General features: G+C 39.9%; 19 protein-coding genes and 1 rRNA gene. 11 read left to right on the top strand and 9 right to left on the bottom strand.

Annotation, left to right across the window (positions count from 1 at the left end; translation table 11 throughout):
- Nucleotides 1-134 precede the first annotated feature (134 nt).
- A 5S ribosomal RNA gene (gene rrf / locus G498_RS0113910) occupies nt 135-244 on the top strand.
- Between the two features lie 383 nt (nt 245-627).
- Here the strand turns inward: rrf and G498_RS0113905 are convergent.
- From G498_RS0113905 to G498_RS0113890, 4 genes are read right to left on the bottom strand one after another with little or no spacing between them, the layout of a single operon-like run.
- Nucleotides 628-1,275 carry an endonuclease III domain-containing protein gene (locus G498_RS0113905; RefSeq protein WP_026981717.1) on the bottom strand — a complete coding sequence of 216 codons (648 nt, stop codon included), beginning with the start codon at nt 1,273-1,275 and terminating at the stop codon, nt 628-630.
- A 3-nt stretch (nt 1,276-1,278) separates the two neighbouring features.
- Nucleotides 1,279-1,671: a peptide-methionine (R)-S-oxide reductase MsrB gene (gene msrB / locus G498_RS0113900; protein WP_026981716.1), complete on the bottom strand. Its 393-nt coding sequence runs from the start codon at nt 1,669-1,671 to the stop codon at nt 1,279-1,281.
- A complete protein-coding gene (gene msrB, locus G498_RS0113895; protein WP_026981715.1) occupies nt 1,668-2,153 on the bottom strand; it encodes a peptide-methionine (R)-S-oxide reductase MsrB in 486 nt (161 codons plus the stop codon). Before msrB (G498_RS0113895) ends, msrB (G498_RS0113900) begins: the two co-directional genes overlap by 4 nt.
- 5 nt (nt 2,154-2,158) lie before the next feature.
- Nucleotides 2,159-3,013 carry an alpha/beta hydrolase gene (locus G498_RS0113890; RefSeq protein ID WP_026981714.1) on the bottom strand — a complete coding sequence of 285 codons (855 nt, stop codon included), beginning with the start codon at nt 3,011-3,013 and terminating at the stop codon, nt 2,159-2,161.
- A gap of 174 nt (nt 3,014-3,187) precedes the next feature.
- Here G498_RS0113890 and G498_RS0113885 point away from each other — a divergent pair, with 174 nt between their 5' ends.
- From G498_RS0113885 to G498_RS15200, 10 genes are all read left to right on the top strand, one after another.
- Entirely contained in the window at nt 3,188-4,003 is an 816-nt protein-coding gene (locus G498_RS0113885; protein ID WP_026981713.1) for a M48 family metallopeptidase, read from the top strand.
- Between the two features lie 65 nt (nt 4,004-4,068).
- Nucleotides 4,069-5,379 (top strand): MFS transporter, encoded by a 1,311-nt coding sequence (locus G498_RS0113880; RefSeq protein WP_026981712.1) that lies wholly within the window; start codon nt 4,069-4,071, stop codon nt 5,377-5,379.
- A gap of 62 nt (nt 5,380-5,441) precedes the next feature.
- Nucleotides 5,442-6,155 (top strand): hypothetical protein, encoded by a 714-nt coding sequence (locus G498_RS15205; RefSeq protein WP_051269918.1) that lies wholly within the window; start codon nt 5,442-5,444, stop codon nt 6,153-6,155.
- A 192-nt stretch (nt 6,156-6,347) separates the two neighbouring features.
- Nucleotides 6,348-8,801 (top strand): endopeptidase La, encoded by a 2,454-nt coding sequence (lon, locus tag G498_RS0113870; protein ID WP_026981711.1) that lies wholly within the window; start codon nt 6,348-6,350, stop codon nt 8,799-8,801.
- A gap of 120 nt (nt 8,802-8,921) precedes the next feature.
- Complete coding sequence (gene porQ / locus G498_RS0113865; protein WP_026981710.1) at nt 8,922-9,941, top strand: type IX secretion system protein PorQ; 1,020 nt, start codon at nt 8,922-8,924, stop codon at nt 9,939-9,941.
- A gap of 4 nt (nt 9,942-9,945) precedes the next feature.
- Nucleotides 9,946-10,632 carry a (d)CMP kinase gene (gene cmk, locus G498_RS0113860; protein ID WP_026981709.1) on the top strand — a complete coding sequence of 229 codons (687 nt, stop codon included), beginning with the start codon at nt 9,946-9,948 and terminating at the stop codon, nt 10,630-10,632.
- Nucleotides 10,633-10,822: 190 nt separating this feature from the next.
- Nucleotides 10,823-12,076 (top strand): nucleoside permease, encoded by a 1,254-nt coding sequence (locus tag G498_RS0113855; RefSeq protein WP_026981708.1) that lies wholly within the window; start codon nt 10,823-10,825, stop codon nt 12,074-12,076.
- A 159-nt stretch (nt 12,077-12,235) separates the two neighbouring features.
- Complete coding sequence (locus G498_RS0113850; protein ID WP_026981707.1) at nt 12,236-13,114, top strand: cupin-like domain-containing protein; 879 nt, start codon at nt 12,236-12,238, stop codon at nt 13,112-13,114.
- Between the two features lie 346 nt (nt 13,115-13,460).
- Nucleotides 13,461-15,230 (top strand): 30S ribosomal protein S1, encoded by a 1,770-nt coding sequence (gene rpsA, locus G498_RS0113840; protein ID WP_026981705.1) that lies wholly within the window; start codon nt 13,461-13,463, stop codon nt 15,228-15,230.
- Nucleotides 15,231-15,332: 102 nt separating this feature from the next.
- On the top strand, nt 15,333-17,549 hold the full coding sequence (locus G498_RS15200; protein ID WP_035744095.1) for a DUF7619 domain-containing protein: 2,217 nt from the start codon (nt 15,333-15,335) through the stop codon (nt 17,547-17,549).
- 53 nt (nt 17,550-17,602) lie between these two features.
- Here G498_RS15200 and G498_RS0113830 read toward each other — a convergent pair whose 3' ends face one another.
- The 5 genes from G498_RS0113830 to G498_RS0113810 all read right to left on the bottom strand — a co-directional run bounded on the left by G498_RS0113830 (nt 17,603) and on the right by G498_RS0113810 (nt 24,820).
- Nucleotides 17,603-18,319: a hypothetical protein gene (locus G498_RS0113830; protein ID WP_026981704.1), complete on the bottom strand. Its 717-nt coding sequence runs from the start codon at nt 18,317-18,319 to the stop codon at nt 17,603-17,605.
- Between the two features lie 131 nt (nt 18,320-18,450).
- The gene (gene pheT, locus G498_RS0113825) at nt 18,451-20,877 is read right to left on the bottom strand and encodes a phenylalanine--tRNA ligase subunit beta (RefSeq protein WP_026981703.1); all 2,427 of its coding nucleotides are present in this window, start codon (nt 20,875-20,877) and stop codon (nt 18,451-18,453) included.
- Between the two features lie 82 nt (nt 20,878-20,959).
- Nucleotides 20,960-21,823, bottom strand: a complete 864-nt coding sequence (locus G498_RS0113820) for a bestrophin family protein (RefSeq protein WP_026981702.1) — start codon at nt 21,821-21,823, stop codon at nt 20,960-20,962.
- A gap of 57 nt (nt 21,824-21,880) precedes the next feature.
- Entirely contained in the window at nt 21,881-23,983 is a 2,103-nt protein-coding gene (gene recG, locus G498_RS0113815) for an ATP-dependent DNA helicase RecG (RefSeq protein ID WP_026981701.1), read from the bottom strand.
- Nucleotides 23,984-24,091: 108 nt separating this feature from the next.
- Nucleotides 24,092-24,820, bottom strand: coding sequence for a Dph6-related ATP pyrophosphatase (locus G498_RS0113810; RefSeq protein ID WP_026981700.1), 729 nt, complete (start codon nt 24,818-24,820; stop codon nt 24,092-24,094).
- Between the last annotated feature and the right edge of the window lie 36 nt (nt 24,821-24,856).

Raw genomic sequence — 24,856 nt, 5'->3', positions numbered from 1 at the left:
CCCGTAAGCTTATGTATCGATTCCTGCGCCGCAAGGCGCAGGAGCTTAACTTTTTAATTGTCTTTCTTTATCTCAGTATGTTAAGATATTTTGTAATGTTGATCAGTAAAGCTGATTACCCTTGCATAACGACTTAAGGTGGTTATTGCGGCGGGGCTCACCTCTTCCCATTCCGAACAGAGAAGTTAAGCCCGCCTGCGCAGATGGTACTGCAATCCTGTGGGAGAGTATGTCGCCGCCTTTCTTTAGTGAAGCCCTGCTTGAAAAAGCAGGGCTTTATTTTTTTATAGGTACGGCGTGTCAGGCAAAGCCCTCGATCTGCCGCCTTTCTTTTGAAAAGCCCTTCATGAAAATGAAGGGCTTTTTTGTTTTTCAATAAATTGAAAAGGAAGTCCACCGGACTTCCTCCTCTTGAGATCAAATTCCTCCTTAATTTGATGGGGATTTTTTGTTTTTGATGTATTCTTGTTTTGAAAATCAATGCCTGCGTGAGGGATAGCAGCGGTATCCTTTTATGGAGCTCGCGGAATAAAAGATTTAGCGGATAGCCCGACCCTTGTGGTCACGTCCAAAAAAAAAAATCAACTCATAATGAATTGATTTTTAGTGAACTACTCTTTTTATTGATTAGTTTTTCAAATTCCGGTAGTAATCACAACAATTATTTACAGGACATGATTCGCATTTCGGATTGGTAGGCCGGCAGATTTCCCTTCCTAAGAATGAAATGGACATGCCGATTTCACCCCAAATGTGTTTCGGTAAAACCTGCATTAATTGTTTTTCCACTTTGTTTCCATCTTTGGATTCTGCTATTAGGCCGATTCTTGGCGCGACTCTAATTACGTGTAAATCAGCAATTATGCCTTCTGCCGGGGCCTGCATTTCGCGCATGATTACGTTTGCGGATTTTCTGCCGATACCTTTTAAAGCAACAAGTTTTTCCATGGTTAACGGAATATTTTTGTTTTCTTTCAGTTGTTGCGCTATTTCAAGTAACCAACTGGCTTTAGTGCCGAAATTTCTAACTTTTGAAATATGCGGAATCAGAGCATCAACATTAGAAACCGCTAAACTTTCCAGATTTGGATAGGCTTCAAAAAGGACAGGGGCAATTTTATTGATATTGGCATCGGAATCCTGCGCGGATAAAATCACCATCACCATTAACTGATAGAGATTCTCATACTCCAAAGGATGCTTTCTGCCTTTATATTTCTTAAGAAGCGGCTCTAAATTAGCAGCCCAATCGGTCGGATTATCGAATAAACTCATGCTTTATTTTTTACGGAAATCTAAAGATAAGGAATTTACACAATATCGTATGCCGGTTGGTGTTGGTCCGTCGTTAAAAACATGTCCTAAGTGGCCGCCGCATTTGGCACAGAGAATTTCCACGCGAAGCATGCCGTGTGAGGTGTCTTTTACATATTCGATTTTCCCCGGTAGCGATTCGTCAAAGGACGGCCAGCCACAATGGGATTCGAATTTGGAATTGCTTTCAAATAAAGGTTCACCGCAGGCTCCACAGCAGTAGGTTCCGTTTTCGAAATGCAGGTTATACTTACCTGTGTGCGGATATTCGGTGCCTTTCTGACGCAGGATACGGTATTTTTCTTCTCCTAATTCTGCTTTCCACTGTTCTTCGGATTTTTCTACGGAATAACTCATTTTTTTGCCGGAATAAATTTTATGGATACGGAATTGGTACAGAAACGTTTTCCGGTAGTCTGAACCGGTCCGTCATCAAAAACATGACCTAAATGACCGCCGCATTTGGCACAGGTAACTTCAATGCGTTCCATGCCAAAACTGGAATCGTTGTGATAGTTAACCGAACCTTTTATAGCCTGGTCAAACGAAGGCCAGCCGCATTCGGAATCGAATTTAGCATCGGAAGTGAATAATGGATTTCCACAGGCCGCACAAACATACATGCCTTTTTCAAAATGTTTCCAATATTCACCGGTAAAGGGGCGTTCGGTACCTTTTTCTCTTAGAACTTCGTACTGTTCCGGTGTTAATCTGGCTTTCCATTCGTTTTCTGTCTTTGGCATTGCATTAGTCGTTGCAGGTTGTGTGGCCTTTTTCTTTTCCTGTGCATTGCAGGATATGAAAAGACCTAAAACAAATAATAAAACAATTCTTTTCATGAGTTCTACTGAATAAATTCAACAATCTTTTTGATGACTTTGTGGTCACCCAAGATTTTCCGATGCCCTAATTCTTTGGTAATCATGATTTGTCCGTTGGTTAAATGCTGATGAATGTGATGCGCAGCCGAAACCGGTACATCGTCATCATTCTCATCATGAATTACCAAAACAGGAATCGAAACGTCCTTTGCTGCTATATACGCAGAATAACTGTTCATGGTTTCGCCCAGTCTGTTTTCGAAATCCGATTTCATACGCTGAGCGATATCGAGTTTGAGTTTTAGCTTCAGGACGAAATCGTTTAAAATGTCTTCCACCACATCACCGCTTCCAATGATAACGGCTTTTTTGATGTTTAATCCTCGTTTAATGGAGTTTAAAACAGTCATGCCTCCCAAAGAATGTCCGATGGCATATTCGAAAGGACCAAATTCTTTTTCGATTTGTAAGGCAGAAGCAATAAATTCCTTCATATTGCTGGTTTTTCCGGGTGCTTTTCCGTGTGCCGGCGCATCGAAACTAACAGTGGAATAGCCTTGTTTTAACAGCTCATCTGCAATTTTTACCAGTTGTGTTCCTCTTCCGGACCAACCGTGAACTAACAGGACTTTTTTTGCAGAAGTTCCGTATTGGTACACCATTACTTCTTTGTTAATGCTTTCTATTTTAAGAAGTTGTTGTTTGGAATTGGCGTCCATTTCAATTTCCCTTTTGGGAAGTTTATGGCGCATTGGTGTGGTAAAAAGTTTTATGGCAAATAGCGTGGCAAGTCTCGGAGATACGGTTTCCAGAGCTTTAGCAGTATAAAGAATGCCTTTTGGGATTTTAATGGTTTGCTGATGTTTGGGCTTTTTCATCTTCTGTAAAAATATACTGCAAGTTACTTCATTCTTCAAAAAAGGAATGATAAATAATTCTTAAATCTGTTTTGGCATTTTATTTGTAACTTAAAAAAATGATAATATTTTGTACCTTTATTAACCATCATAATAAGACAATTTATTAATTTTGTTTCTTAAAAATCTTACGTTATGAATTTAAAATCCGGTTTAATAGCAGCAGGTTCTTTAGCATTAGTAATGTCTTGTGCCAAGAATCCGTTTACGGGAAAAAGCACAATGGCTTTAGTATCTAACAGCGAAATATTTCCGTCTTCTTTCCAGCAATACAACCAGTTTCTTGGTGAAAATAAAGTGATTAAAGGCACAAAGGATGCCCAGAGAGTGGAAAATGTGGGGATGAAAATAAAAGTAGCTGCCGAAAAATGGCTGAATGCCAACGGTTATGAAGGTTACCTGAAAGATTATAAATGGGAATACAATTTGGTGGACAGTAAAGAAGTTAACGCTTGGTGTATGCCGGGAGGAAAAATCGTGTTTTACACCGGAATTTTACCAATCTGTAAAGACGATGCCGGAATGGCCACCGTTATGGGCCATGAGGTTGCACACGCCTTAGCCAATCACGGGCAACAGCGTATGAGCGCCGGAATGTTACAGCAGTTAGGAGCTGTAGGTGTTGGTGTGGCAACAGGCGGAAAAAGTGCAGAAACCCAACAAATTGCCATGACGGCTTATGGAGCCACTACAGAATTGGGCGGGATGCTGCCTTTTAGCCGCTCACACGAAAGTGAAGCGGATATGATTGGTCTTACCTTAATGGCTATTGCTGGGTACAACCCTGATAGCGCTGCGGATTTCTGGGTAAGAATGTCGGCTAATTCGGGAGGACAAAAACCGCCGGAATTTATGAGTACGCACCCTTCTGATGAAACGCGAATCAAAAAGATTAAAGAGTTGATTCCGCAGGCAAAAGCAGAAGCAGCCAAATTTGGTGTGAAGTTTTAACTGAAAAAAAATATGTATATTCGAATCCCGGTGCAAATCGGGATTTTTTTATACCAAATACCATTATGAAACAACTTGAAAAGGGAAGCGGTAAACTTTTAAATGCCTGGGCTTCTTACGATTGGGCTAATTCTGTATACAGTCTTGTTATTGCTTCGGCAGTTTTCCCCATATATTACGGTCAGCTTTTTAAGGACAAAGGAACTCAGGAAATCGAGGTTTTCGGAACCGTTTTAAAAAACACGGCGTTAATTAGTTTCATAACTGCTTTTGCCTTTTTGGTAGTGGCTTTTTTTTCTCCTTTATTATCGGGAATTGCAGATTATGTGGGAAATAAGAAAAACTTCATGCGCTTTTTCTGCTATTTAGGAGCGTTCTCCTGTATTGGATTGTATTGGTTTGATTTGGACAATATTTATGTGGGTTTGGCCTGTTATTTCTTGGGATTGATTGGTTTCTGGGGAAGCTTGGTTTTTTATAATTCCTATTTACCGGATGTCGCTTTTCCGGAGCAGCAGGACAGAATCAGCGCCAGAGGCTATTCCATGGGGTATATCGGAAGTGTAGTGCTTTTGATCATTAATCTGGCCATGGTTATGAACCCCGATGCTTTTGGAATTCACGGGGAAAACGCCTCCATAGTTGCCATGAAATATTCCTTTGTTTCGGTAGGAGTTTGGTGGATTGTATTCAGTCAGTATGCCTTTTATTATTTGCCGATCGGAAATGCGAACAGTGGTAAAATACATTCCGGAGTCCTTTTCAACGGTTTTAAAGAGTTGCGGAAAGTCTGGCATCAGTTGGAAGACAATTTAAGACTGAAGCGTTATCTGGCAAGTTTTTTTGTGTACAGCATGGCGGTGCAAACCGTAATGTTGGTCGCTACCTATTTCGGAGAACAGGAAATCGCCTGGAAAAACGATGACGAGAAAACAATGGGTTTAATTATCAGTATTCTGGTGATTCAACTGGTCGCGGTGTTGGGAGCAATACTGACGTCCAGAGCCTCCGAAAAATTTGGAAATATCAAAACACTAATTGTCATCAATTGTATTTGGGTGGTTATTTGTATCACGGCTTTTTTTGTAACCCTGCCGATTCATTTTTACCTTACCGCAGGATTTGTAGGTTTGGTTATGGGAGGAATTCAGGCACTTTCCCGTTCCACCTATTCAAAATTTCTTCCGGAAGACACGCTGGATACCGCTTCGTTCTTCAGTTTTTACGATGTGGCCGAGAAAATCGGGATTGTAATAGGCATGATGCTATATGGTTTTATAGACCAGATTACCGGAAGCATGCGCAATTCGATTGTGTTTTTAGCGTTGTTTTTTATCTCAGGTGTGATATTATTAACACGGGTGCCAAAAAAATAATGCTGAAAGAAAAATAATAGTATATTTGGAAAATTTTATAAAAAAAACTTAACCTGATAAATATGAAAAAACTAAAATCACTTGCTTTTTTTGCATTGTTTTTGTCTGCTTTGTCTTTTACTTCCTGTGACGGAGATGTTGAACCGTTAGATCCGGCTTTAAATCCAGGTGATGGAGGAGGTGGAGGAACACCATCCGGAGATTATTGGCCGGCAGCAGTGAATAATGAATGGACTATGGAGATGAACGGTGTAGAACAAACGCCGATGAAAATGATAGGAACAGATACCTTTAACGGTGCAACCTATTACAAATTTTCATCCCAATCCAGCGGAGGTGTTACCAGCGCAACAACATGGTTACATAAAGCAAATGGCGTTTATACGCTTAAAGTGGGTGATTTGAATCTTAATATGGGCGGAATTACCGGAACACAAACAGGTTACGAGATGGTTATTCTAAAAGATTTAGCCGTAGGACAAACCTGGAGTGGAACTTATCAACAATCAACAACTTATACAGGTATCCCTGCTATTGTACAATCAACAACTTATACAGGAACCATCGAAGAAAAAGGAATTACTTTAACCGTCGATGGTGTTGAATACACAGATGTTATCAAAGCACATATTTATCAGCATACAGAGTCTGAAACCTCAATGTCAATTGTAAATACAGATTACTGGTATGCTAAAAACGTAGGGCCGATCAAATCTGTAACTTATAGCGGTAGTGGAACTTACGAGAGTATTTTAGTAGACTATGTTCTACATTAAGAAATAAAATAACAGAATGTAAAAGCCCGGAATTACTTTCGGGTTTTTTTATGGCATAAAGATTGACTAATACTAATAAAGAATAGCAATAAAACGTAAATTTGTATTGATATTCAACAGGATAGCTGTTTTTTGTAAACCACGCAGTTATCTGTTTTTTATTGTTTAATGACAAAAAGTCCTAAAAATACTATGTCAAACCACAAATTACTTACACTTGACAACTTGTCACTTCAGGAAATCGATACGGATGCCGAATTAATTCCGTTATTAACTCCGGAAGATGAAGAAGAAATGACCAATGAAGCACTGCCTCAGGATATTTCCATACTGCCGTTGCGCAATACGGTGCTGTTTCCGGGCGTTGTAATTCCGATTACAGCCGGAAGAGATAAATCGATTAAGTTAATTAACGATGCCAACAACGGTAATAAAATCATCGGAGTTGTCGCTCAGAAAGATGAAAATGTTGAAGATCCGGGAGAGCAGGATATCCATAAAATCGGAACTGTTGCCCGAATTCTTCGTGTCTTGCGACTTCCTGACGGCAATACAACCGTAATCTTACAAGGAAAAAAGCGTTTCGAAATCGATAGTGTAACCACGGAAGAACCTTACTTAAAGGCTATAATCAAAGAAGTTCCGGAGGCAAGACCAACCGTAAGAGACAAGGAATTTCTGGCGATTATCGAATCGATAAAAGAACTGGCTATTCAAATCATAAAGGAAAGTCCGAATATTCCAACTGAGGCTACTTTTGCGATCCGTAATATTGAAAGTAATCCTTTCCTGATCAATTTTGTTTCGTCCAATATGAATTTAAACGTAGAGGAAAAACAAGGATTGCTTTCGGTTAACAATCTGAAAGAAAGAGCGTTGGAAACCTTGCGTTACATGAATATCGAGCAGCAGAAACTGGAGCTGAAAAACGATATTCAGTCGAAAGTGCGTTTTGATCTGGATCAGCAACAGCGTGAATATTTCCTGCAACAGCAAATGAAAACCATTCAGGAAGAATTGGGTGGCGTTTCACACGATCAGGAAATTGAAGACATGCGCGTAAAATCCAAATCCAAAAAGTGGAATGAAAAAGTAGCGCAACATTTCGATAAAGAGATTGCCAAATTACAGCGTATGAATCCGCAATCGCCGGATTTCAGTATTCAGCGCAATTATCTGGAACTGTTTCTGGAACTGCCCTGGAATGAATATTCGACCGATAAATTCGATTTAAAAAACGCCCAGAAGATTTTAGACCGCGATCATTTCGGTTTGGAAGATGTGAAAAAACGAATCATCGAACATTTAGCGGTTTTAAAGCTGCGCAACGACATGAAATCGCCAATCATTTGTCTGTACGGACCTCCGGGCGTAGGAAAAACATCCATCGGAAAGTCGATTGCCGAAGCTTTGGGACGACAATATGTTCGCATGTCCTTAGGCGGTTTGCGCGACGAAGCCGAAATCCGCGGACACCGAAAAACCTACATTGGAGCCCTTCCGGGAAGAATCATTCAGAACATCAAAAAAGCGGGCACTTCCAATCCGGTTTTTGTGTTGGATGAAATCGATAAATTGTCCTCAAGCAACAGTGGAGATCCGTCTTCGGCCTTACTGGAAGTTTTAGATCCGGAACAAAATTCGGATTTTTACGATAATTTCCTTGAGATGGGTTACGACTTGTCAAAAGTGATGTTTATCGCCACTTCAAACAGTTTGTCCAGCATTCAGCCGGCGTTGCGCGACCGTATGGAAGTGATCAACGTGAGCGGTTATACCATTGAAGAAAAAATCGAAATCGCGAAACAGCATTTGTTGCCAAAACAGTTGAAAGATCACGGTTTAACAGCGAAAGATCTGCAAATTGGTAAAAAACAGCTTGAAAAAATTATTGTAGGTTATACCCGTGAATCCGGAGTGCGCGGTTTGGAAAAACAAATTGCGTCTATGGTTCGAAATGCGGCCAAATCCATCGCTTTGGAAGAAGAATACAACAAAAAAGTAACTGATGAAGATATCGTTAAAGTATTGGGTGTGCCGAGAATGGAGCGCGACAAATACGAAAACAACGAAACGGCCGGAGTCGTAACAGGGTTAGCCTGGACCAGTGTTGGCGGTGATATTTTGTTTATCGAATCGATTATTTCCAAAGGAAAAGGCAACATGACCATGACCGGAAATTTAGGAACGGTGATGAAAGAATCGGTAACCATTGCCTTGGAATACATCAAAGCCAATGCCGAAAAATTAGGCATCAGCCCGGATGTTTTGGCGAATTACAACGTACACATTCACGTTCCGGAAGGCGCTACGCCAAAAGACGGACCAAGTGCCGGTGTGGCGATGTTAACGTCTTTGGTATCAAGTTTTACCCAAAAACGCGTGAAGAAAAGTCTGGCCATGACCGGTGAAATCACCTTACGCGGAAAAGTGTTGCCGGTGGGCGGTATCAAAGAGAAGATTCTGGCGGCTAAAAGAGCAAACATCAAAGAAATCATTTTATGTTATGAAAACAAACGTGACATTGATGAAATTAAAGCAGAATATTTAGAAGGTTTAACCTTTCATTATGTAGATAAGATGAGTGAAGTACTCGATATCGCCATCACCGATCAGAAAGTTAAGAATGCCAAGAATATAGCTTAATAATATCAAGTATTACCAAGAGATTCCAATTTAGCTTTTAAGTTGGAATCTCTTTTTTTGTGAAATCTCGTATATAATTTTATCTTCGCAATTGCGTTATACATTCAGAAATACAGAATAATGTTAAAAAAAATAGCCAGTCTGACCATTTTACTTGTCTGCACGTTAAGTTACAGTCAGATTGGAGGAAAATACACCTATCAGTTTCTGAATCTGGTAACCTCGCCGCGTCAGGCTGCGTTGGGCGGAAAAACCCTTACCATTTACGATCAGGATGTGAATCAGGGCATTTACAATCCGGCTACGATAAACGCAGAGATGGACAACCACTTGGCGTTAAATTACGGCAGTTATTTCGGAGAAGTAAGTTACGGTACGGGTGCTTATGCCTACACTTGGGACAGACACGTGCAAACCCTGCATGTCGGGGTAAACTATGTCAACTACGGTAGTTTTGAAGGGTATGACGAAATGGGACTGAAAACCTCCGATTTTACCGGAAGCGAAATGGCACTTTCTTTCGGCTATGCCTACAACATTCCCTGGACACCCATTTATGTTGGCGCCAATGTGAAACTGATTTCTTCCACTTTGGAATCCTATAATTCCTTTGGAGCCGCCGCCGATTTCGGAGCTTTGTATATTGATGAAAAAAACGACATTAACATTGCCATAGCAGTTCGTAATGTCGGAACACAGCTTACGACTTATGCCGGTGAACGCGAAAAACTGCCTTTGGAAGTGATGGCCGGAATTTCGCAGGAACTCGAAAATGTGCCGTTGCGTTGGCATTTAACGCTGGAAAATCTGCAGGAATGGAATATTGGTTTCAGCAATCCAAACCGGTCTGAGCAAACCATTGACGGTCCGGCTAAGGAAGAAAAAGTGGGTTTTGTAAACAACGCATTGCGCCACGTAATTATAGGTGCCGAACTGTTTCCGAAAAAAGCGTTTAACGTTAGGTTGAGTTATAATTTCAGAAGAGGCGAGGAGCTCCGAATTGTGGAGCAGCGTAACTTTTCGGGAATTTCTGCCGGTTTCGGACTTCGCTTCAATAAAATAAAATTTGATTATTCTTATTCGCGTTATACCGTAGCGGCTAACATGAGTCTCTTCGGCTTAACGCTTAATTTACAATAGCATTTTGAAAAAAATAACCATTGCCATCGACGGATTTTCCTCCACCGGGAAAAGTACACTTGCGAAACAGTTAGCCAAGCAATTAGGGTATGTTTATGTGGATACCGGCGCCATGTACCGGGCCGTAACGCTGTATGCCATGCAAAATGGTTTTGTTTCCGAGTCGCATTTAAACAAAGAAGCTTTGATACAAAGCCTGCCCAATGTAAAGCTGCATTTTGAATTCAATCCGGATTTGGGTTTTGCCGAAATGTACCTGAACGGAATCAATGTGGAAACCGAAATCCGAACCTTAGATGTTTCAAGATTGGTGAGTAAAGTGGCCGAAATCTCGGAAGTTCGCGCTAAATTAGTGGAACAGCAGCAGGAGATGGGCAAAAACAAAGCCATTGTGATGGACGGCCGCGACATCGGAACCGTGGTTTTTCCGGATGCCGAACTGAAAATATTCATGACCGCAAGCCCGGAAACCAGAGCGCAACGCCGTTATGATGAGCTTTTGGAAAAAGGTCAGTCTGTAAGTTTTGCAGATGTTTTGCAAAATGTAAAAGAACGCGATTATATCGATACCAACCGAGAGGATTCTCCTTTGGTAAAGGCAGACGACGCCATAGTGGTAGACAATTCCGCCATGGACCGCACCGAACAGTTTGAATTAGTACTGAATATTGTAAAAGACAAATTGAAGTAAATCTAACCGTCATTTCCATAAAAAAACAGCTTTAAAAAGGAAGTTTAAAAAACAGAATTCTCCGAAAATCTGTAAATTATTCATCATACTCTTAAATCCAGAGTAAGTTCCGCAACAAAACCGGAATTTATTTTGGATTTTTTGTTTTTAGTGTTAGATTTACCGGCTTTTTTAAATTTACCAAAACCACATGAATATTAAAATCAGATTAACTTTAATGAGCTTCCTGCAATTCTTTGTTTGGGGAGCCTGGCTTATAACCGTTGGTAATTATTGGTTCGGAACAAAACAATGGAGTGGTGCCGAGTTTGGAGCGATTTTTTCCACTTTGGGAATTTCTTCCATCATTATGCCGGCGCTGACCGGAATCGTGGCAGACCGTTGGATTAATGCAGAGCGTTTGTACGGTGTTTTGCATATCTTGGGAGGTTTGGCTTTAGCGTATATTCCGCAGGTGGACAACCCGACTACGTTCTTTTGGGTGATTTTTGCGTCGATGTTGTGTTATATGCCGACGATTTCGCTGTCCAATTCGATTGGTTATACCATTTTAAAGAGCAATAATTTTGATGTGGTAAAAGTGTTTCCGCCCATTCGTGTTTGGGGAACCGTAGGTTTCATTGTAGCGATGTGGATAACGAATTTAACCGGAAATAAAGCTTCCGCTAATATGTTTTACATTTCAGCTATAGCGGCTGTAATTCTGGGGCTTTATTCGTTTACGTTGCCGGCTTGTCCGCCGCAGAACAAAACATCAAAAGATGCTTCATTGATACAATCATTGGGTTTAAATGCTTTCAAGCTTTTTGCCGATTATAAGATGGCTTTGTTTTTCATCTTTTCGATGTTTTTAGGAGGCGCTTTGCAGTTAACGAATATGTATGGCGATACCTATTTGTCTGAGTTTGAAAAGATTCCACAATATGCAGATTCTTTTGTGGTGCGCTATTCAACTATTATTATGTCGATTTCGCAGATTTCGGAGACTTTGTTTATTTTGGCGATTCCGTTTTTCCTGAAGCGTTTCGGAATTAAGCAGGTAATGCTGATTTCGATGCTGGCTTGGGTGTTACGTTTCGGTTTGTTTGCTTACGGCGATCCGGAAGGCGGTTTGTGGATGATTATCCTGTCGTGTGTGGTTTACGGAATGGCATTCGATTTCTTTAATATTTCAGGTTCTCTTTTTGTGGAGACGACTACCGATTCTAAAATTCGTTCTTCGGCTCAGGGATTGTTTATGATGATGTCCAACGGTTTCGGAGCGTTTTTCGGCGGATTAATCAGCGGATATGTGATTGATACCTATTTTACGGTTAATGGTCAAAGAGACTGGCATAACATCTGGCTGGCGTTTTCGGTTTACGCTTTGGTAATTGCGATTGCCTTTGCGGTGTTGTTTAAGCACAAGCACAATCCGAAGGATGTGGAGAATATTGCACATTAAATACAAATAATGACTTATAAAGAAGCCTTTTTGAATTTTCAGAAAGGTTTTTTTATTTCCACGATGTACTAAAACAATCCAAAAAATGTTAGTATTTTTAGGTTTGTTAATCGCTCGAACCTGATATTAATAATGATTTTGCCTAAATGATTGTTATCTATGAGATTAGAAAAAGTAACCGTAGTAGAAAGTATCTCCAAAGAAGATTTTATTAAAAATTACTTTAAGCCTCAAAAGCCGTTACTTATAAAAGGTTTTGCCAAGCAATGGGAAGCCTTTGAAAAATGGAATCTGGATTATATTTATGAAAAGGCAGGGGAACAGGTAGTGCCGCTTTACGATAATAAACCGGCCAGTGCTTCTAAAAGTTCCGATGCGCCGGTTACTCATATGAAGTTTAGGGATTATATCAGCAAAATCAAAAAAGAACCTTCCGATTTGCGTATTTTCTTTTACATCATCACAGACAGAATGCCCGAGTTGTTGAAAAATTTCGCCTATCCGGATTTGGGAATGAAGTTCTTCAAACGTTTGCCTACTTTGTTTTTCGGTGGGAGCGAAGCCCGCGTTTTAATGCATTACGATGTGGATTTAGGGGATTTCATTCATGTACATTTTGAAGGGAAGAAACGTATTTTGTTGTTTGATCAGAAGCAATCGGCGTTTTTGTACAAAGTACCACTTTCCGTACATACGATTTATGAAGTGGATTATGAAAACCCCGATTACGAAAAATTCCCGGCTTTGAAGTATGCCGAAGGCTATGAGATTTTTATGGAACACGGCGATGCGCTTTACATTCCCGGTGCGTTTTGGCATTTTAACCGTTATTTGGATGCGGGTTTCTCCCTTTCGTTAAGGGCTTTGCCTAACCGTCCGATACAGTTTACCAATATGCTGTACCATGTTTTTGTGATGCGCTATACCGATAAGCTGATGCGTAAACTTTTCAAGCAAAAATGGGTCGATTTTAAACAGGAATGGGCCTATAAAAAAACAGCTAAAAAACTGAAAAAGCATTTGCGAGAAACTGCGTAATATACAAGACCCGATGTTTCATCGGGTTTTTTGTTGGCTGGTATTCAATACAGTTTTTCTAATAGCCCCGATTGAAGAAAGCGCCATGCGCGCCGGAAAGCGGGAATTTCGTTTTCCAGAAATGCCGGAACCATTCGCTCCAGAATATTCAAAACTCTTTTTTCTTTGTTTTTGGTTCTATTCTCTTGCTCAAAACTTTGGTAATTAAAGATTTATTTGTACTTTTGCACACCTTTTGGCGCGAAGTGTTTCCTTTAGGTATCAATCATTTATATGTAAAACGCTTCTGTTTTTTCTAACGCATTACGAAACACGAGAGGAACAGAATACAAATTTTTTATCAGACATGTCTGAATTACAAAAAACACAAGAAGAGTTTTTAGCAAATTTTAACTGGCACAACTTCGAAGAAGGTATCGATGCAGTAGACGCTCAAAACCTTAAAGAATTCGAAGATTTAGTAGCTAAAACATTCATCTCTACCGATGCTGAAGAAGTAGTGGAAGGTGTAGTGGTTAGAATTACTGAAAGAGACGCTATCGTTGACATCAACGCTAAATCTGAAGGTGTTATCTCTTTAAATGAGTTCCGTTACAATCCGAACTTAAAAGTGGGTGACAAAGTGGAAGTATTAATCGACGTTCGTGAGGACAAATCAGGTCAGTTAGTATTATCACACAGAAAAGCACGTACAATCAAAGCTTGGGATAGAGTTATCGCTGCTAATGAGTCTGGAGAAATCGTTAACGGTTTCGTGAAATGCAGAACTAAAGGTGGTATGATCGTTGACGTATTCGGAATCGAGGCGTTCTTGCCAGGTTCTCAAATTGACGTGAAACCTATCCGTGATTACGATCAATATGTAAACAAAACTATGGAATTCAAAGTGGTGAAAATCAACCACGAATTCAAAAACGTTGTTGTTTCTCACAAAGCGCTTATCGAAGCTGATATTGAAGTACAGAAAAAAGAAATTATCGGTCAATTAGAAAAAGGACAGGTATTAGAAGGTGTTGTTAAAAACATTACTTCTTACGGTGTATTCATCGACTTAGGAGGTGTAGACGGATTAATCCACATCACTGACTTATCTTGGTCTAGAATCAACCACCCATCTGAAGTTCTTGAATTAGATCAAAAACTGAACGTGGTAATCCTTGATTTCGATGATGAGAAAACAAGAATCCAATTAGGTTTAAAACAATTACACCCTCACCCGTGGGATGCTTTAGATGCTAACTTAAAAGTGGGTGACAAAGTGAAAGGTAAAGTTGTAGTTCTTGCGGATTACGGTGCTTTCATCGAAGTGGCTGAAGGTGTTGAAGGTTTAATCCACGTTTCTGAAATGTCTTGGTCTACACACTTAAGAAGTGCTCAGGATTTCGTAAAAGTTGGGGATGTTGTTGAGGCAGTTATCTTAACTTTAGACAGAGAAGAAAGAAAAATGTCTTTAGGTATCAAACAATTAACACAAGATCCTTGGACTGATATCACGGCTAAATATCCTGTAGGTTCTAAACACACAGGTATCGTTAGAAACTTTACTAACTTCGGTATTTTCGTAGAGTTAGAAGAAGGAATCGACGGTTTAGTATACATCTCTGACCTTTCTTGGACTAAGAAAATCAAACACCCATCTGAATTCGTTAACGTAGGTGACAAATTAGATGTTGTGGTATTAGAATTAGACGTAGAAGGACGTAAATTGTCTTTAGGTCACAAACAAACTACAGCTAACCCTTGGGATAAATACGAAGAGGCTTTCGCGGTTGGAACAATCCACAACGGAACTATCGCTGAAATCGTAGACAAAGGTGCTACTGTAGAATTTGGTGATGATATCGTGGCTTTCATTCCTACTCGTCACTTAGAAAAAGAAGACGGTAAGAAATTGAAAAAAGGAGAAACGGCAGACTTCAAAGTAATTGAGTTCAACAAAGAATTCAAAAGAGTAGTGGCTTCTCACACGGCTATCTTCCGTGAAGAAGAAGAGAAAAACGTGAAAGCTGCTGAGTCTAACAATGTTGCTTCCTCTTCAAACAATGCTGAAAAATCAACTTTAGGTGATATCGATGCATTAGCTGAACTAAAAGCTAGAATGGATAAAGGAGAGTAATCTTTTTATTCTTAAATATTGAAAATCCCAACCGTTACCGGTTGGGATTTTTTTGTAAGAAAAATCTAGATACGATATATTTACACCACTAAATCTACTTAAATGAAGAAATTTTACTTTTTATTAATTCTTTTTAGCATTATATCAGTTTCGAAGGCACAGGTTATTACCTTTTCGGATACAAATTTAGAATCAGCAATTTTATTGTCGAGTCCGAGTAATAATACAGCTAAAGATTTTAATAATAATTTTGTTGCAGTTGATGTTAATGAAAATGGATTGATTGAACTGAGTGAAGCTTTATTGATTAAAGAGTTATATCTTGAGAACAGGAGTATTGTTTCATTAGAAGGGATAGGTTATTTTGTAAACCTAACTTCTTTAGACTTTAATTTTAATCAGGTTTCAAACACTGATTTAAGCGCATTGGTAAATTTGGAGAAGCTTCATTGTTCGACAAATCAGATTACCTCTTTATTAGATTTAAATTTATCTCCAAATGTTAATTTAAACACATTGGATTGCAGTTTTAATTCGCTAACAGATTTAGATTTAAGTATATTTACTGGTTTGACTTATGTTGAATGTTCGAATAATTTTATTCAAGATTTAAATCTTACTAATTTGCATAGTCTTACAGAGTTATATTGTGTAAACAACCAACTTACAGCTTTAAATGTTTCTGATTCTGAAATGCTTAACATTGTTGACTGTTTTAATAATTATATTCAAACGTTAGATTTTAGTCATGTAACATACGGGTCTTTTGGCTTTAGTTGTGACAACAATCAGCTAAGAAGTCTTTTTGTGAAAAACGGACAGTATAATAATTTTAATTTTTCTGGAAACCCAACGCTTGAGTATATATGTGTTGATGAGGCGGAATTAGATGATATACAAGCAATGGTAAGCGTAAATGGGTATTCAAATTGTGTTGTAAATTCATATTGTTCTTTTGTTCCTGGAGGTAGATTTTACACTATACAAGGTAATTCTAAATTTGATGATAATAATAACGGTTGTGATGTTTTGGATTCAACATTTCAAAACTTAAAATTCAGTATTTCTGAGGGAATAAATAGCGGAACTTTCATTTCAGATACTTCAGGAAATTATTCTATTACTGTGCAGGCAGGAACACATACTATAACTCCGGTCTTGGAAAATCCATCCTATTTCTCTGTTTCACCCGCTAATGTTGTTGTAGATTTTCCAACACAACCATCTCCATTCACTCAAAACTTCTGCTTAACAGCCAATGGAGTACATCAAGATTTGGAAGTTGTATTATTCCCTACAAACCCTGCAAGACCTGGTTTTGATAGTTATTATGCCTTAATATATAAAAACAAGGGAAATCAAATACAATCAGGGGCTATTTCTTTGAGTTTTGAAGATTCAAAAATGGACTTATTATCAGCTTCTCCAATGCCTAATAGTCAATCTGTTGATAATTTGAGTTGGGATTTTACCAATTTGCAACCATTAGAAAGCAGAGTTATTTACTTCACAATGAATATTAATGCTCCAACTGACATACCTTCAGTTAATATTGGAGACCAGTTGAATTTTACCACCACAATAACATCAATGGTTGGTGATGAAGTGCCTTATGATAATATTTCTGCTATCAAACAAATTGTTGTGGGTTCTTACGATCCCAACGATAAAACTTGTTTGGAAGGAGCTGTAATTTCGCCAAGTGAAGTAGGGAAGTACGTGCACTACGTAATCCGTTTTGAAAACACCGGAACTTATCCTGCTGAAAATATCGTAGTAAAAGACATGATTGATACCACAAAATTTGATGTGAACTCAATTGTTCCAATCAAAGGCAGTCACGATTTTTATACCAGAATCAACGGCAACAAAGTAGAATTCATCTTCGAAAACATCAACTTACCTTTCGACGATGCCAACAACGACGGTTACGTAGCCTTCAAAATCAAAACCAAGCCAACTTTGGTAAACGGCGATACTTTCAGTAATTCAGCAAACATTTATTTCGATTACAACTTCCCGATTGTAACCAACACAGCTACCACAACAATTCAGGCGTTAAGCACTCAGGATTTTGAGTTTGGACAATATTTCAATGTATATCCGAATCCGGTAAATACTGTTCTGAATATTGACACTAAACAAACTATCGAAGTAAGCTCTATCAGCATTTACAACCAATTAGGACAGTTAGTTGTTGTGGTTCCAAGTGCGCAAAATGTGAAAACGGTTGATGTTTCGAGTTTGGCTTCCGGGAATTATTTTATCAAAATCAATTCGGATAAAGGAACTTCTAACGCTAAGTTTATCAAGAGATAAAATCAGAAAATAGTCTGAAATAATCCCGATTGCAGTTTGTGGTCGGGATTTTTTTATCCGCCAAAATTACTGTTCCAGATGTTCACGTTGAAGTTTTTTCCTTTCGAAACAAAAAAGTAAATCGCAATGGCGCACCAGTATTTGAACAGAAAAAGAAAGGAAATCAACCGGAAAGTTGTCGGTTCGGCTTTGCCATAGAAATTATCGGGTAGTGCCATACTGCACAGCACACTGATAAGGACAAGGGTTAGTAACAGCCAGCCTAAATTCCGGAAAGGCAGTACCAGCCATTTTCGCAGCGGATGCAAATCATTGCCCCATTTGTGAATCAGATAGTAATAATCGTTGCCGATGGGCGCAAACAGAATCGGGTCGTTGTATTTTTTCAGTTGGAATACTTTAGACGGCGCCATGAGTTTAAAGCCGCTCAATGTGGTGTGATGCCGTTTTTCAAGATGACTGATTTTCGTGATAACTTCCTCCGGAAAAGGAACTTTGTACAAATGACTGTCCAGAAAACGCAGACGATAATCAATACAAATGGCTTTTATCTGATCGATATGGAAAATATTCTCAGTTTCCAGCAAATCGAAAACAAAAGCATTCTCAGTATTTTGATTTTTAGAACTCAGTTTTTTCCGGATTGCGGAGCGTTTGGCTTCATTTTCAGCCAATATCTTCTCAACAGACGCTAACTGCTCTGAAATGATTCCGGTTTTTTGCCGCTTAAGAATCAGTTTCTCGCGAATATCCGTTGGTTTTAGAAGCATAAGAGCTGTATTTGTAATCAGCTCTAATTTAGTGATTTAGTGGCTGAAAATCAAGTTTTTAACTTTGTTATTTGCAATAAAAAAATCCTGCAAAACGGGTCTGCAGGATTTTGTATGTATGGTTTCTTTTTTTATCGCAAGGTAGCACCAACTTCTTTCTCGAAATTTTGTTGCAGCTTACTCATAATTTTGTCAATCTGAGCATCGGTAAGCGTTTTGGAGCTGTCTTGCAGCGTAAAACTCACCGCATACGATTTTTTGCCTTCCGGAAGGTTTTTACCCCGATATACGTCAAACAGGTTTACTTCTTTAAGCAACGATTTCTCCGTTTGTTTCGCGATTTCGTAAATCTGTTCGAAACCAACCGAAGCATCAAGCAATAAGGCTAAATCTCTGCGAACTTCCGGATATTTTGGAATGTCTGTAAATTTAATCTTTGTGCTTATCGCTTTTAAAACGGTTTCCCAGTTGAAATCAGCAAATAAAACTTCCTGTTTGATATCGAAATGCTTCAAAACCGATTTTTTAACGGTACCGAACTCCACCAAAGTATCTGTTCCGACATTCAGGCGAACACCTTCGGCAAAAACATCGCTTTCCAAAGGCTTGGTGATGGTTTTGGCAATTCCCAATCGGGATAAAATGGCGTTGATGTATCCTTTGAAAAGGAAGAAATCCGATGCTTTTTCAGGCGTCGTCCAGGATTCCATCAAACGGTTTCCGGTTACGGTTAACGTCAAATGTTTGTGTTCTTCATAGCCTGAAATCGGTTTATGGTAAGATTTCCCGAATTCAAATAATTTTAAATCGGAATTTCTTCGGTTGATGTTATACGACACCGCTTCCAAAGCACTGAACAACAACGATTGGCGCATGGCCGACAAATCACTGCTCAACGGATTCAGCATCAGAACATTGTGCTCTTCTTTCAGTTTTTCCGACAGCGAAACGTATTCCGGTGAGGTTAACGAGTTGGCCATCATTTCATGGAATCCCAACGAAGTCAGCTGATTAGCCACAATATTCTGAATCTTGTAATCTTCCGTTCGCGAGGAATTGGAAATCGAAGCGTTCAGTTTGGTGGTAAAATTGATGTTGTTGTAACCGTAAACGCGCAAAATTTCCTCAATTACATCGATTTCGCGCTGTACATCCACACGGTAGGACGGAATGACCAATCCTAAACCGGCATCGGAAACACTGTTTACTTTAATATCTAAGGAAACCAAAATTTTCTTGATTGTTTCTTTCGGAATTTCCTGTCCGATGATTTTGTTTACGTTGTTGAAATTCAACAGCACGGAAAAATCCTCAATTTTTTTCGGATACAAATCAATTGGATCGGAAGTAATTTCCCCGCCTGCAACCTCCTGAATTAACAAGGCCGCACGTTTTAACGCATATTCGGTAATGTTCGGATCGATTCCTCTTTCAAAACGGAACGAAGCATCGGTACTTAAACTGTGTCGTTTGGCAGTTTTTCGCACGGAAACCGGATTGAAATAAGCACTTTCAAGGAAAATCGTAGAAGTACTTTCCGTTACCCCCGAATTTTTTCCGCCAAACACACCCGCAATGCACAGTGGGCCGATTTCATCACAAATCATTAAATCTTCTTCGTGCAAAATGCGCTCCACGTCGTCCAGTGTAGTGAATTTTGTGCCTCCGGGAAGGGTTTTAACAATCACTTTGTTGCCTTTTATTTTGGCTGCGTCAAAAGCGTGTAACGGCTGTCCTAATTCGTGTAACACATAATTGGTTACATCGACTATGTTGTTTTTTGGCGTTAATCCGATGGCTTTCAGACGGTTCTGCAACCAGCTTGGCGATGGCTTTACCGTGATGCCGGAAATGGTAACCCCGCAATATCTCGGCGCTAATTTTGAGTCTTCAACTTTAACGTCGATTTTTAAGGTTCGTTTTTCCACTTTGAACTTGCTTACCGAAGGCGTCATCAGTTCGGAATGGTTGATGCCTTTCTGAATCAGTCCGGCACGCAAATCTCTAGCAACACCCCAATGGCTCATTGCATCAGCACGGTTAGGCGTTAAACCGATTTCAAACACTTCATCGGTTTCAATGTTGAATACTTTCGAGGCCGGTGTACCCGGAGTCAGTTTTTCATCCAGAACCATAATCCCGTCATGACTTTCGCCCAACCCCAATTCGTCTTCGGCACAAATCATTCCGTGGCTTTCTTCCCCGCGGATTTTTCCTTTTTTGATTTCAAATGCATTTCCTTCTTTGTCGTACAATTTTGTTCCGATTGTGGCTACCGGTACTTTCTGCCCCACGGCAACATTTGGCGCTCCGCATACAATCTGAACCGGTGTTCCCGCACCGATATCCACGGTAGTAACTTTTAGTTTGTCGGCGTTAGAATGTTGAACACAAGTAAGTACATGACCTACCACAACGCCTTCCAATCCGCCTTTTAAACTTTCAAATTTATCCACACCTTCAACCTCAAGACCTAAATCTGTAAGCAGGGCGGCTGTTTCTTCCGAACTCCAATCTGTTTTAATGAATTGTTTTAACCAATTGTAGGATATGCGCATTTCTGTATCGTTTTATAAGTGTGCAAAGATAGTTATTTTTCATTGTTTTGTGCTTTCCAACCCGTCAAAAAAAGCAGATTATTTACAGGATTTCGGTAACGTGTTTTTCAATGTTCTCAGCTATTTTTTTCGTAGGCAAATCATTTTCATCATTCCCGAACGGATCTTCAATTTCTTCGGCAATTAATTCCAGACTGGCCAGCACGTAGAAGATGAAAACTACTACCGGAACCACATAATAACCCAGACTGAAAACATAGCCAAAAGGCAACGTCATCACGTAAAAGAAAATGAATTTTTTGATGAAAGCACTGTACGAGTAGGGAATGGGCGTGTTTTTGATGCGCTCACAGGCACCGCAAATGTCGGTAAACGACTGAATTTCCGCGTTGAGAATAATCAACTGATCGCCGGTTATTTTCCCTGAAGTGTACAAATCGTTTACTTTCTGAAACAACATTTTCGCAACCTGATTCGGACGGTGTTTCTCGTGGTCGATTTTTAAATCCAGCCCGTCAAAAAGCATCAAACCCGTTTCTTCATTTTTCAGGTGTTTGTTCAAAATGGAAGCATAACTGGAAATCAAATTGCGGAAGTATGTTTTATCCTGCTCGTCGTTTAAAATAGCAGACAGTTTGATGGCGAGATTCCTACTGTTGTTAACCAGGCTTCCCCATAATTTCCGGCCTTCCCACCAGCGGTCATAGGCAGTATTCGTGCGGAACACAAGCAAAAGAGAAATTACAAAACCCAACATCCCATGCATGATGGTAATGTTTTTTACATGGCTGTTCTCAGACAGTTTCCAGTATTCCATTTCCAGATAACCCACGCCGTACGAGTACAAACCAATTAAAATCATCATCGGAATCAGTTGCCGAAACGTATCGGATTTATGAAATCGGAAAATAAAAGTAATCCAGTCTTTTGGGTTGTATTGAACCATTTTTTATAAAGTTGCTAAGTTATGAGTTGTAAATTATAAGTTGTTCCCTTTTCCCTTCTAACTAATATAATTCCAGATGCTCTTCTTTTTTCCGAGTTCGATAAAAACCCGTCGTAAAGTCTGGTGTTCCGGTTTTTCCATGGCAGCATCGTCCTTTAAAAGCCGGATGGCGTGATGGCGCGCGAATTGCAGAATTTCCCGGTCTTTTACCAAATCGGCTATCTGTAAGTTAAGCACACCGCTTTGCTGGGTTCCCATGATGTCGCCCGGGCCGCGGAGTTTTAAATCGACTTCGGCTATTTCAAAACCGTCGTTGGTGGCGCACATGGTTTCGATTCGGGTTTTGGTATCGTTGCTTAATTTATGACCGGTCATCAGAATACAGTAACTCTGTTCGGCGCCACGACCTACACGGCCTCTTAACTGATGCAATTGCGACAATCCGAAGCGCTCGGCACTTTCAATAATCATCACACTGGCATTCGGCACATTGACGCCTACTTCGATAACGGTTGTGGCCACCATGATATTGGTTTTCCCTTCGGCGAAGCGTTTCATTTCGGCATCTTTTTCCGCGGGTTTCATCTGTCCGTGAACAATTGAAACGGAATATTTAGGTAGTGGAAAATCACGCGTAATACCATTATAGCCATCCATTAAATCTTTATAATCCATTTTCTCAGATTCCTGAATCAGCGGATAAACTATATAGATTTGTCTGCCTTTTTCAATTTCGTCCCGAATGAATTTCCACACTTTTAAGCGGTTGTTATCGTAACGATGCACGGTTTGAATCGGTTTTCGTCCCGGCGGCAGTTCATCAATCACGGAAATGTCCAAATCGCCGTATAAACTCATCGCTAAAGTTCTCGGAATAGGTGTGGCGGTCATCACCAAAACATGTGGCGGCACTTCGTTTTTCTTCCACAATTTGCTGCGCTGTTCCACCCCGAAACGATGTTGTTCGTCAATAATAGCGAGTCCTAAATTTTTGAACTGCACTTTATCTTCCAGCAAAGCATGCGTTCCGATAATGATATGCAGACTGCCGTTTTCGAGTTCCTCGTGAATCACTTTTCGGTCTGCCGTTTTAGTGGAACCGGTCAGCAGTTTTATGTTGAGGTTTAAGTCTTTAGCTAATTCTGTAATACCGTTAAAATGTTGTGTGGCTAGAATTTCAGTCGGTGCCATCAGACAGGCCTGAAAACCGTTATCCAAAGCCAGAAGCATGCTCATTAAGCCGACGATGGTTTTTCCCGAACCCACATCGCCCTGAAGCAAACGGTTCATTTGGGCATTGCTGCCTAAATCGTTGCGGATTTCTTTCAGCACCTTTTTTTGGGCGTTGGTCAAATCGAACGGCAGATGATTATTGTAAAATGTCGTGAAATAATCGCCTACTTTTTCAAACGGATGGCCTTTTATTTTGTGTTTGCGGATAAGGTTTTTGGTTATCAGCTGCAGCTGAATGAAGAACAATTCTTCAAACTTCAGCCGGAATTGCGCCTTAGCCAAAAGTTCCTGATTTTTAGGAAAATGAATGTTGAATAACGCCGCATTTTTAGGTATCAGTTTTAATTCTTCCATCAAATACCCCGGTAAAGTTTCAGTGAACAAAGACTGGGTTTCAAGAAACAACTGCTGCATCATTTTATTGATGACTTTGTTGGAAATCCCTTTGTTGGCAAGCTTTTCCGTGCTCGGATAAACGGGTTGCATCGCACTGCGCAAACTGGCTTTGTGTTCTTCGAGCAGTTCCATTTCCGGATGTGCCATATTGAAAACGCCGTTGAAGGAAGAGGTTTTTCCGAAAATCACATAAGGCACATTGATTTTTACCGCTTCCCGAATCCATTTAATGCCCTGAAACCAAACGAGCTCCATTTGTCCGGTATCATCTACAAAAGTGGCAACAAGCCGTTTTCCTTTTTTCTGCTCAACGGTTTTGATGTGAATGATTTTCCCGACAATCTGAACCTCTGAATTGCTGTTCTGAAGTTCGTTGATTTTATAATACCGCGTACGGTCGATATAACGGTTTGGGTATAAGTTGATTAAATCGCCGTAGCGGTGAATGTTCAGTTCCTTACGCAACAAATCTCCACGCTGCGGGCCAACGCCTTTGAGGTATTCTATGGGAGTGTCGAGAAGGTTGTTCATTTTGGCTTATAAATCGTATAGCGAATATAAAACTAAATTTTAAATCGGCCACGAATTGCACCAATTTCTACGAATTTATTAGTGCTAATTTGTGGCAAAAAAAACATTTTATTTCGGAATCAAATCACAATACCAAAAGCCATAATCAAAAGCATCATCAGTATCGCAGGCTGTGCTGGAAGCATCAGTTTTCGGTTTTTCGTATTTACGGTACACGATTTCCCCAACTTTAAAATTTATGGGTTCAGCGAAAATCGGGCCATCAAAAGTAAACGTGTGAAATTCGCCGTTTTCCCCACACACATCCACATCTTCGGGTAAATCAGCCAGAAACTGTTCGTCAATAATCCGACCCACAAAACTTTTATCGAGATTGCGCTCGTTCACGCAGGTAACAATCGTTTTGAATCCTAAATCCAAAAACTCCCGAATCAGTTCTTTAGTATTGGTTTTCCAGAGTGGAAAGAGGCCTTCAAGTTGCATTTCGGCTAATTTGTCTTCGCGGTATTTCCGCAAATCTTCCAGAAAAATATCGCCGAATACGGAATGGGTCACGCCTTTATCGGTAAAATGTTTCAGCGTTTCACGCATCACTTCTTCATAAACTTCCATCGTGGGCATTTCGGGGATTTCCATTTTGTAAAGCGGTAAACCGATGCTTTGGGCTTGCTGTTCCAGTAATTCGGTACGAACGCCATGCATGGAAATACGATTGAATTGTTTGTTCACACTGGTTAGGAGTGAAACAATTTCGATTCCAGGATTTTGCAGGGTTTTATAAAGAGCCAGAGCTGAATCTTTGCCGCTGCTCCAGTTGAAAATGGCTTTTGTTTTCACAGACGTTAATTTGAGCGTAAACTTACTGAAAAGTCT

This window comes from Flavobacterium suncheonense GH29-5 = DSM 17707, from assembly GCF_000430025.1.
Lineage (GTDB): Bacteria > Bacteroidota > Bacteroidia > Flavobacteriales > Flavobacteriaceae > Flavobacterium > Flavobacterium suncheonense.
Note: the sequence above shows the minus strand (reverse complement) of the source record. Positions and strands in the feature narration are given on the sequence as shown.

What these genes read in the sequence shown, in the direction of transcription:
- recG (WP_026981701.1), bottom strand. Translation starts at nt 23,983, where the DNA reads ATGAACAACCTTCTCGACACTCCCATAGAATACCTCAAAGGCGTTGGC.
- msrB (WP_026981716.1), bottom strand. Translation starts at nt 1,671, where the DNA reads ATGAGTTATTCCGTAGAAAAATCCGAAGAACAGTGGAAAGCAGAATTA.
- G498_RS0113905 (WP_026981717.1), bottom strand. Translation starts at nt 1,275, where the DNA reads ATGAGTTTATTCGATAATCCGACCGATTGGGCTGCTAATTTAGAGCCG.
- G498_RS15205 (WP_051269918.1), top strand. Translation starts at nt 5,442, where the DNA reads ATGAAAAAACTAAAATCACTTGCTTTTTTTGCATTGTTTTTGTCTGCT.
- G498_RS0113820 (WP_026981702.1), bottom strand. Translation starts at nt 21,823, where the DNA reads ATGGTTCAATACAACCCAAAAGACTGGATTACTTTTATTTTCCGATTT.
- G498_RS0113890 (WP_026981714.1), bottom strand. Translation starts at nt 3,013, where the DNA reads ATGAAAAAGCCCAAACATCAGCAAACCATTAAAATCCCAAAAGGCATT.
- G498_RS0113850 (WP_026981707.1), top strand. Translation starts at nt 12,236, where the DNA reads ATGAGATTAGAAAAAGTAACCGTAGTAGAAAGTATCTCCAAAGAAGAT.
- porQ (WP_026981710.1), top strand. Translation starts at nt 8,922, where the DNA reads ATGTTAAAAAAAATAGCCAGTCTGACCATTTTACTTGTCTGCACGTTA.
- rpsA (WP_026981705.1), top strand. Translation starts at nt 13,461, where the DNA reads ATGTCTGAATTACAAAAAACACAAGAAGAGTTTTTAGCAAATTTTAAC.
- G498_RS15200 (WP_035744095.1), top strand. Translation starts at nt 15,333, where the DNA reads ATGAAGAAATTTTACTTTTTATTAATTCTTTTTAGCATTATATCAGTT.
- G498_RS0113855 (WP_026981708.1), top strand. Translation starts at nt 10,823, where the DNA reads ATGAATATTAAAATCAGATTAACTTTAATGAGCTTCCTGCAATTCTTT.
- msrB (WP_026981715.1), bottom strand. Translation starts at nt 2,153, where the DNA reads ATGAAAAGAATTGTTTTATTATTTGTTTTAGGTCTTTTCATATCCTGC.
- lon (WP_026981711.1), top strand. Translation starts at nt 6,348, where the DNA reads ATGTCAAACCACAAATTACTTACACTTGACAACTTGTCACTTCAGGAA.
- G498_RS0113830 (WP_026981704.1), bottom strand. Translation starts at nt 18,319, where the DNA reads ATGCTTCTAAAACCAACGGATATTCGCGAGAAACTGATTCTTAAGCGG.
- G498_RS0113885 (WP_026981713.1), top strand. Translation starts at nt 3,188, where the DNA reads ATGAATTTAAAATCCGGTTTAATAGCAGCAGGTTCTTTAGCATTAGTA.
- G498_RS0113880 (WP_026981712.1), top strand. Translation starts at nt 4,069, where the DNA reads ATGAAACAACTTGAAAAGGGAAGCGGTAAACTTTTAAATGCCTGGGCT.
- pheT (WP_026981703.1), bottom strand. Translation starts at nt 20,877, where the DNA reads ATGCGCATATCCTACAATTGGTTAAAACAATTCATTAAAACAGATTGG.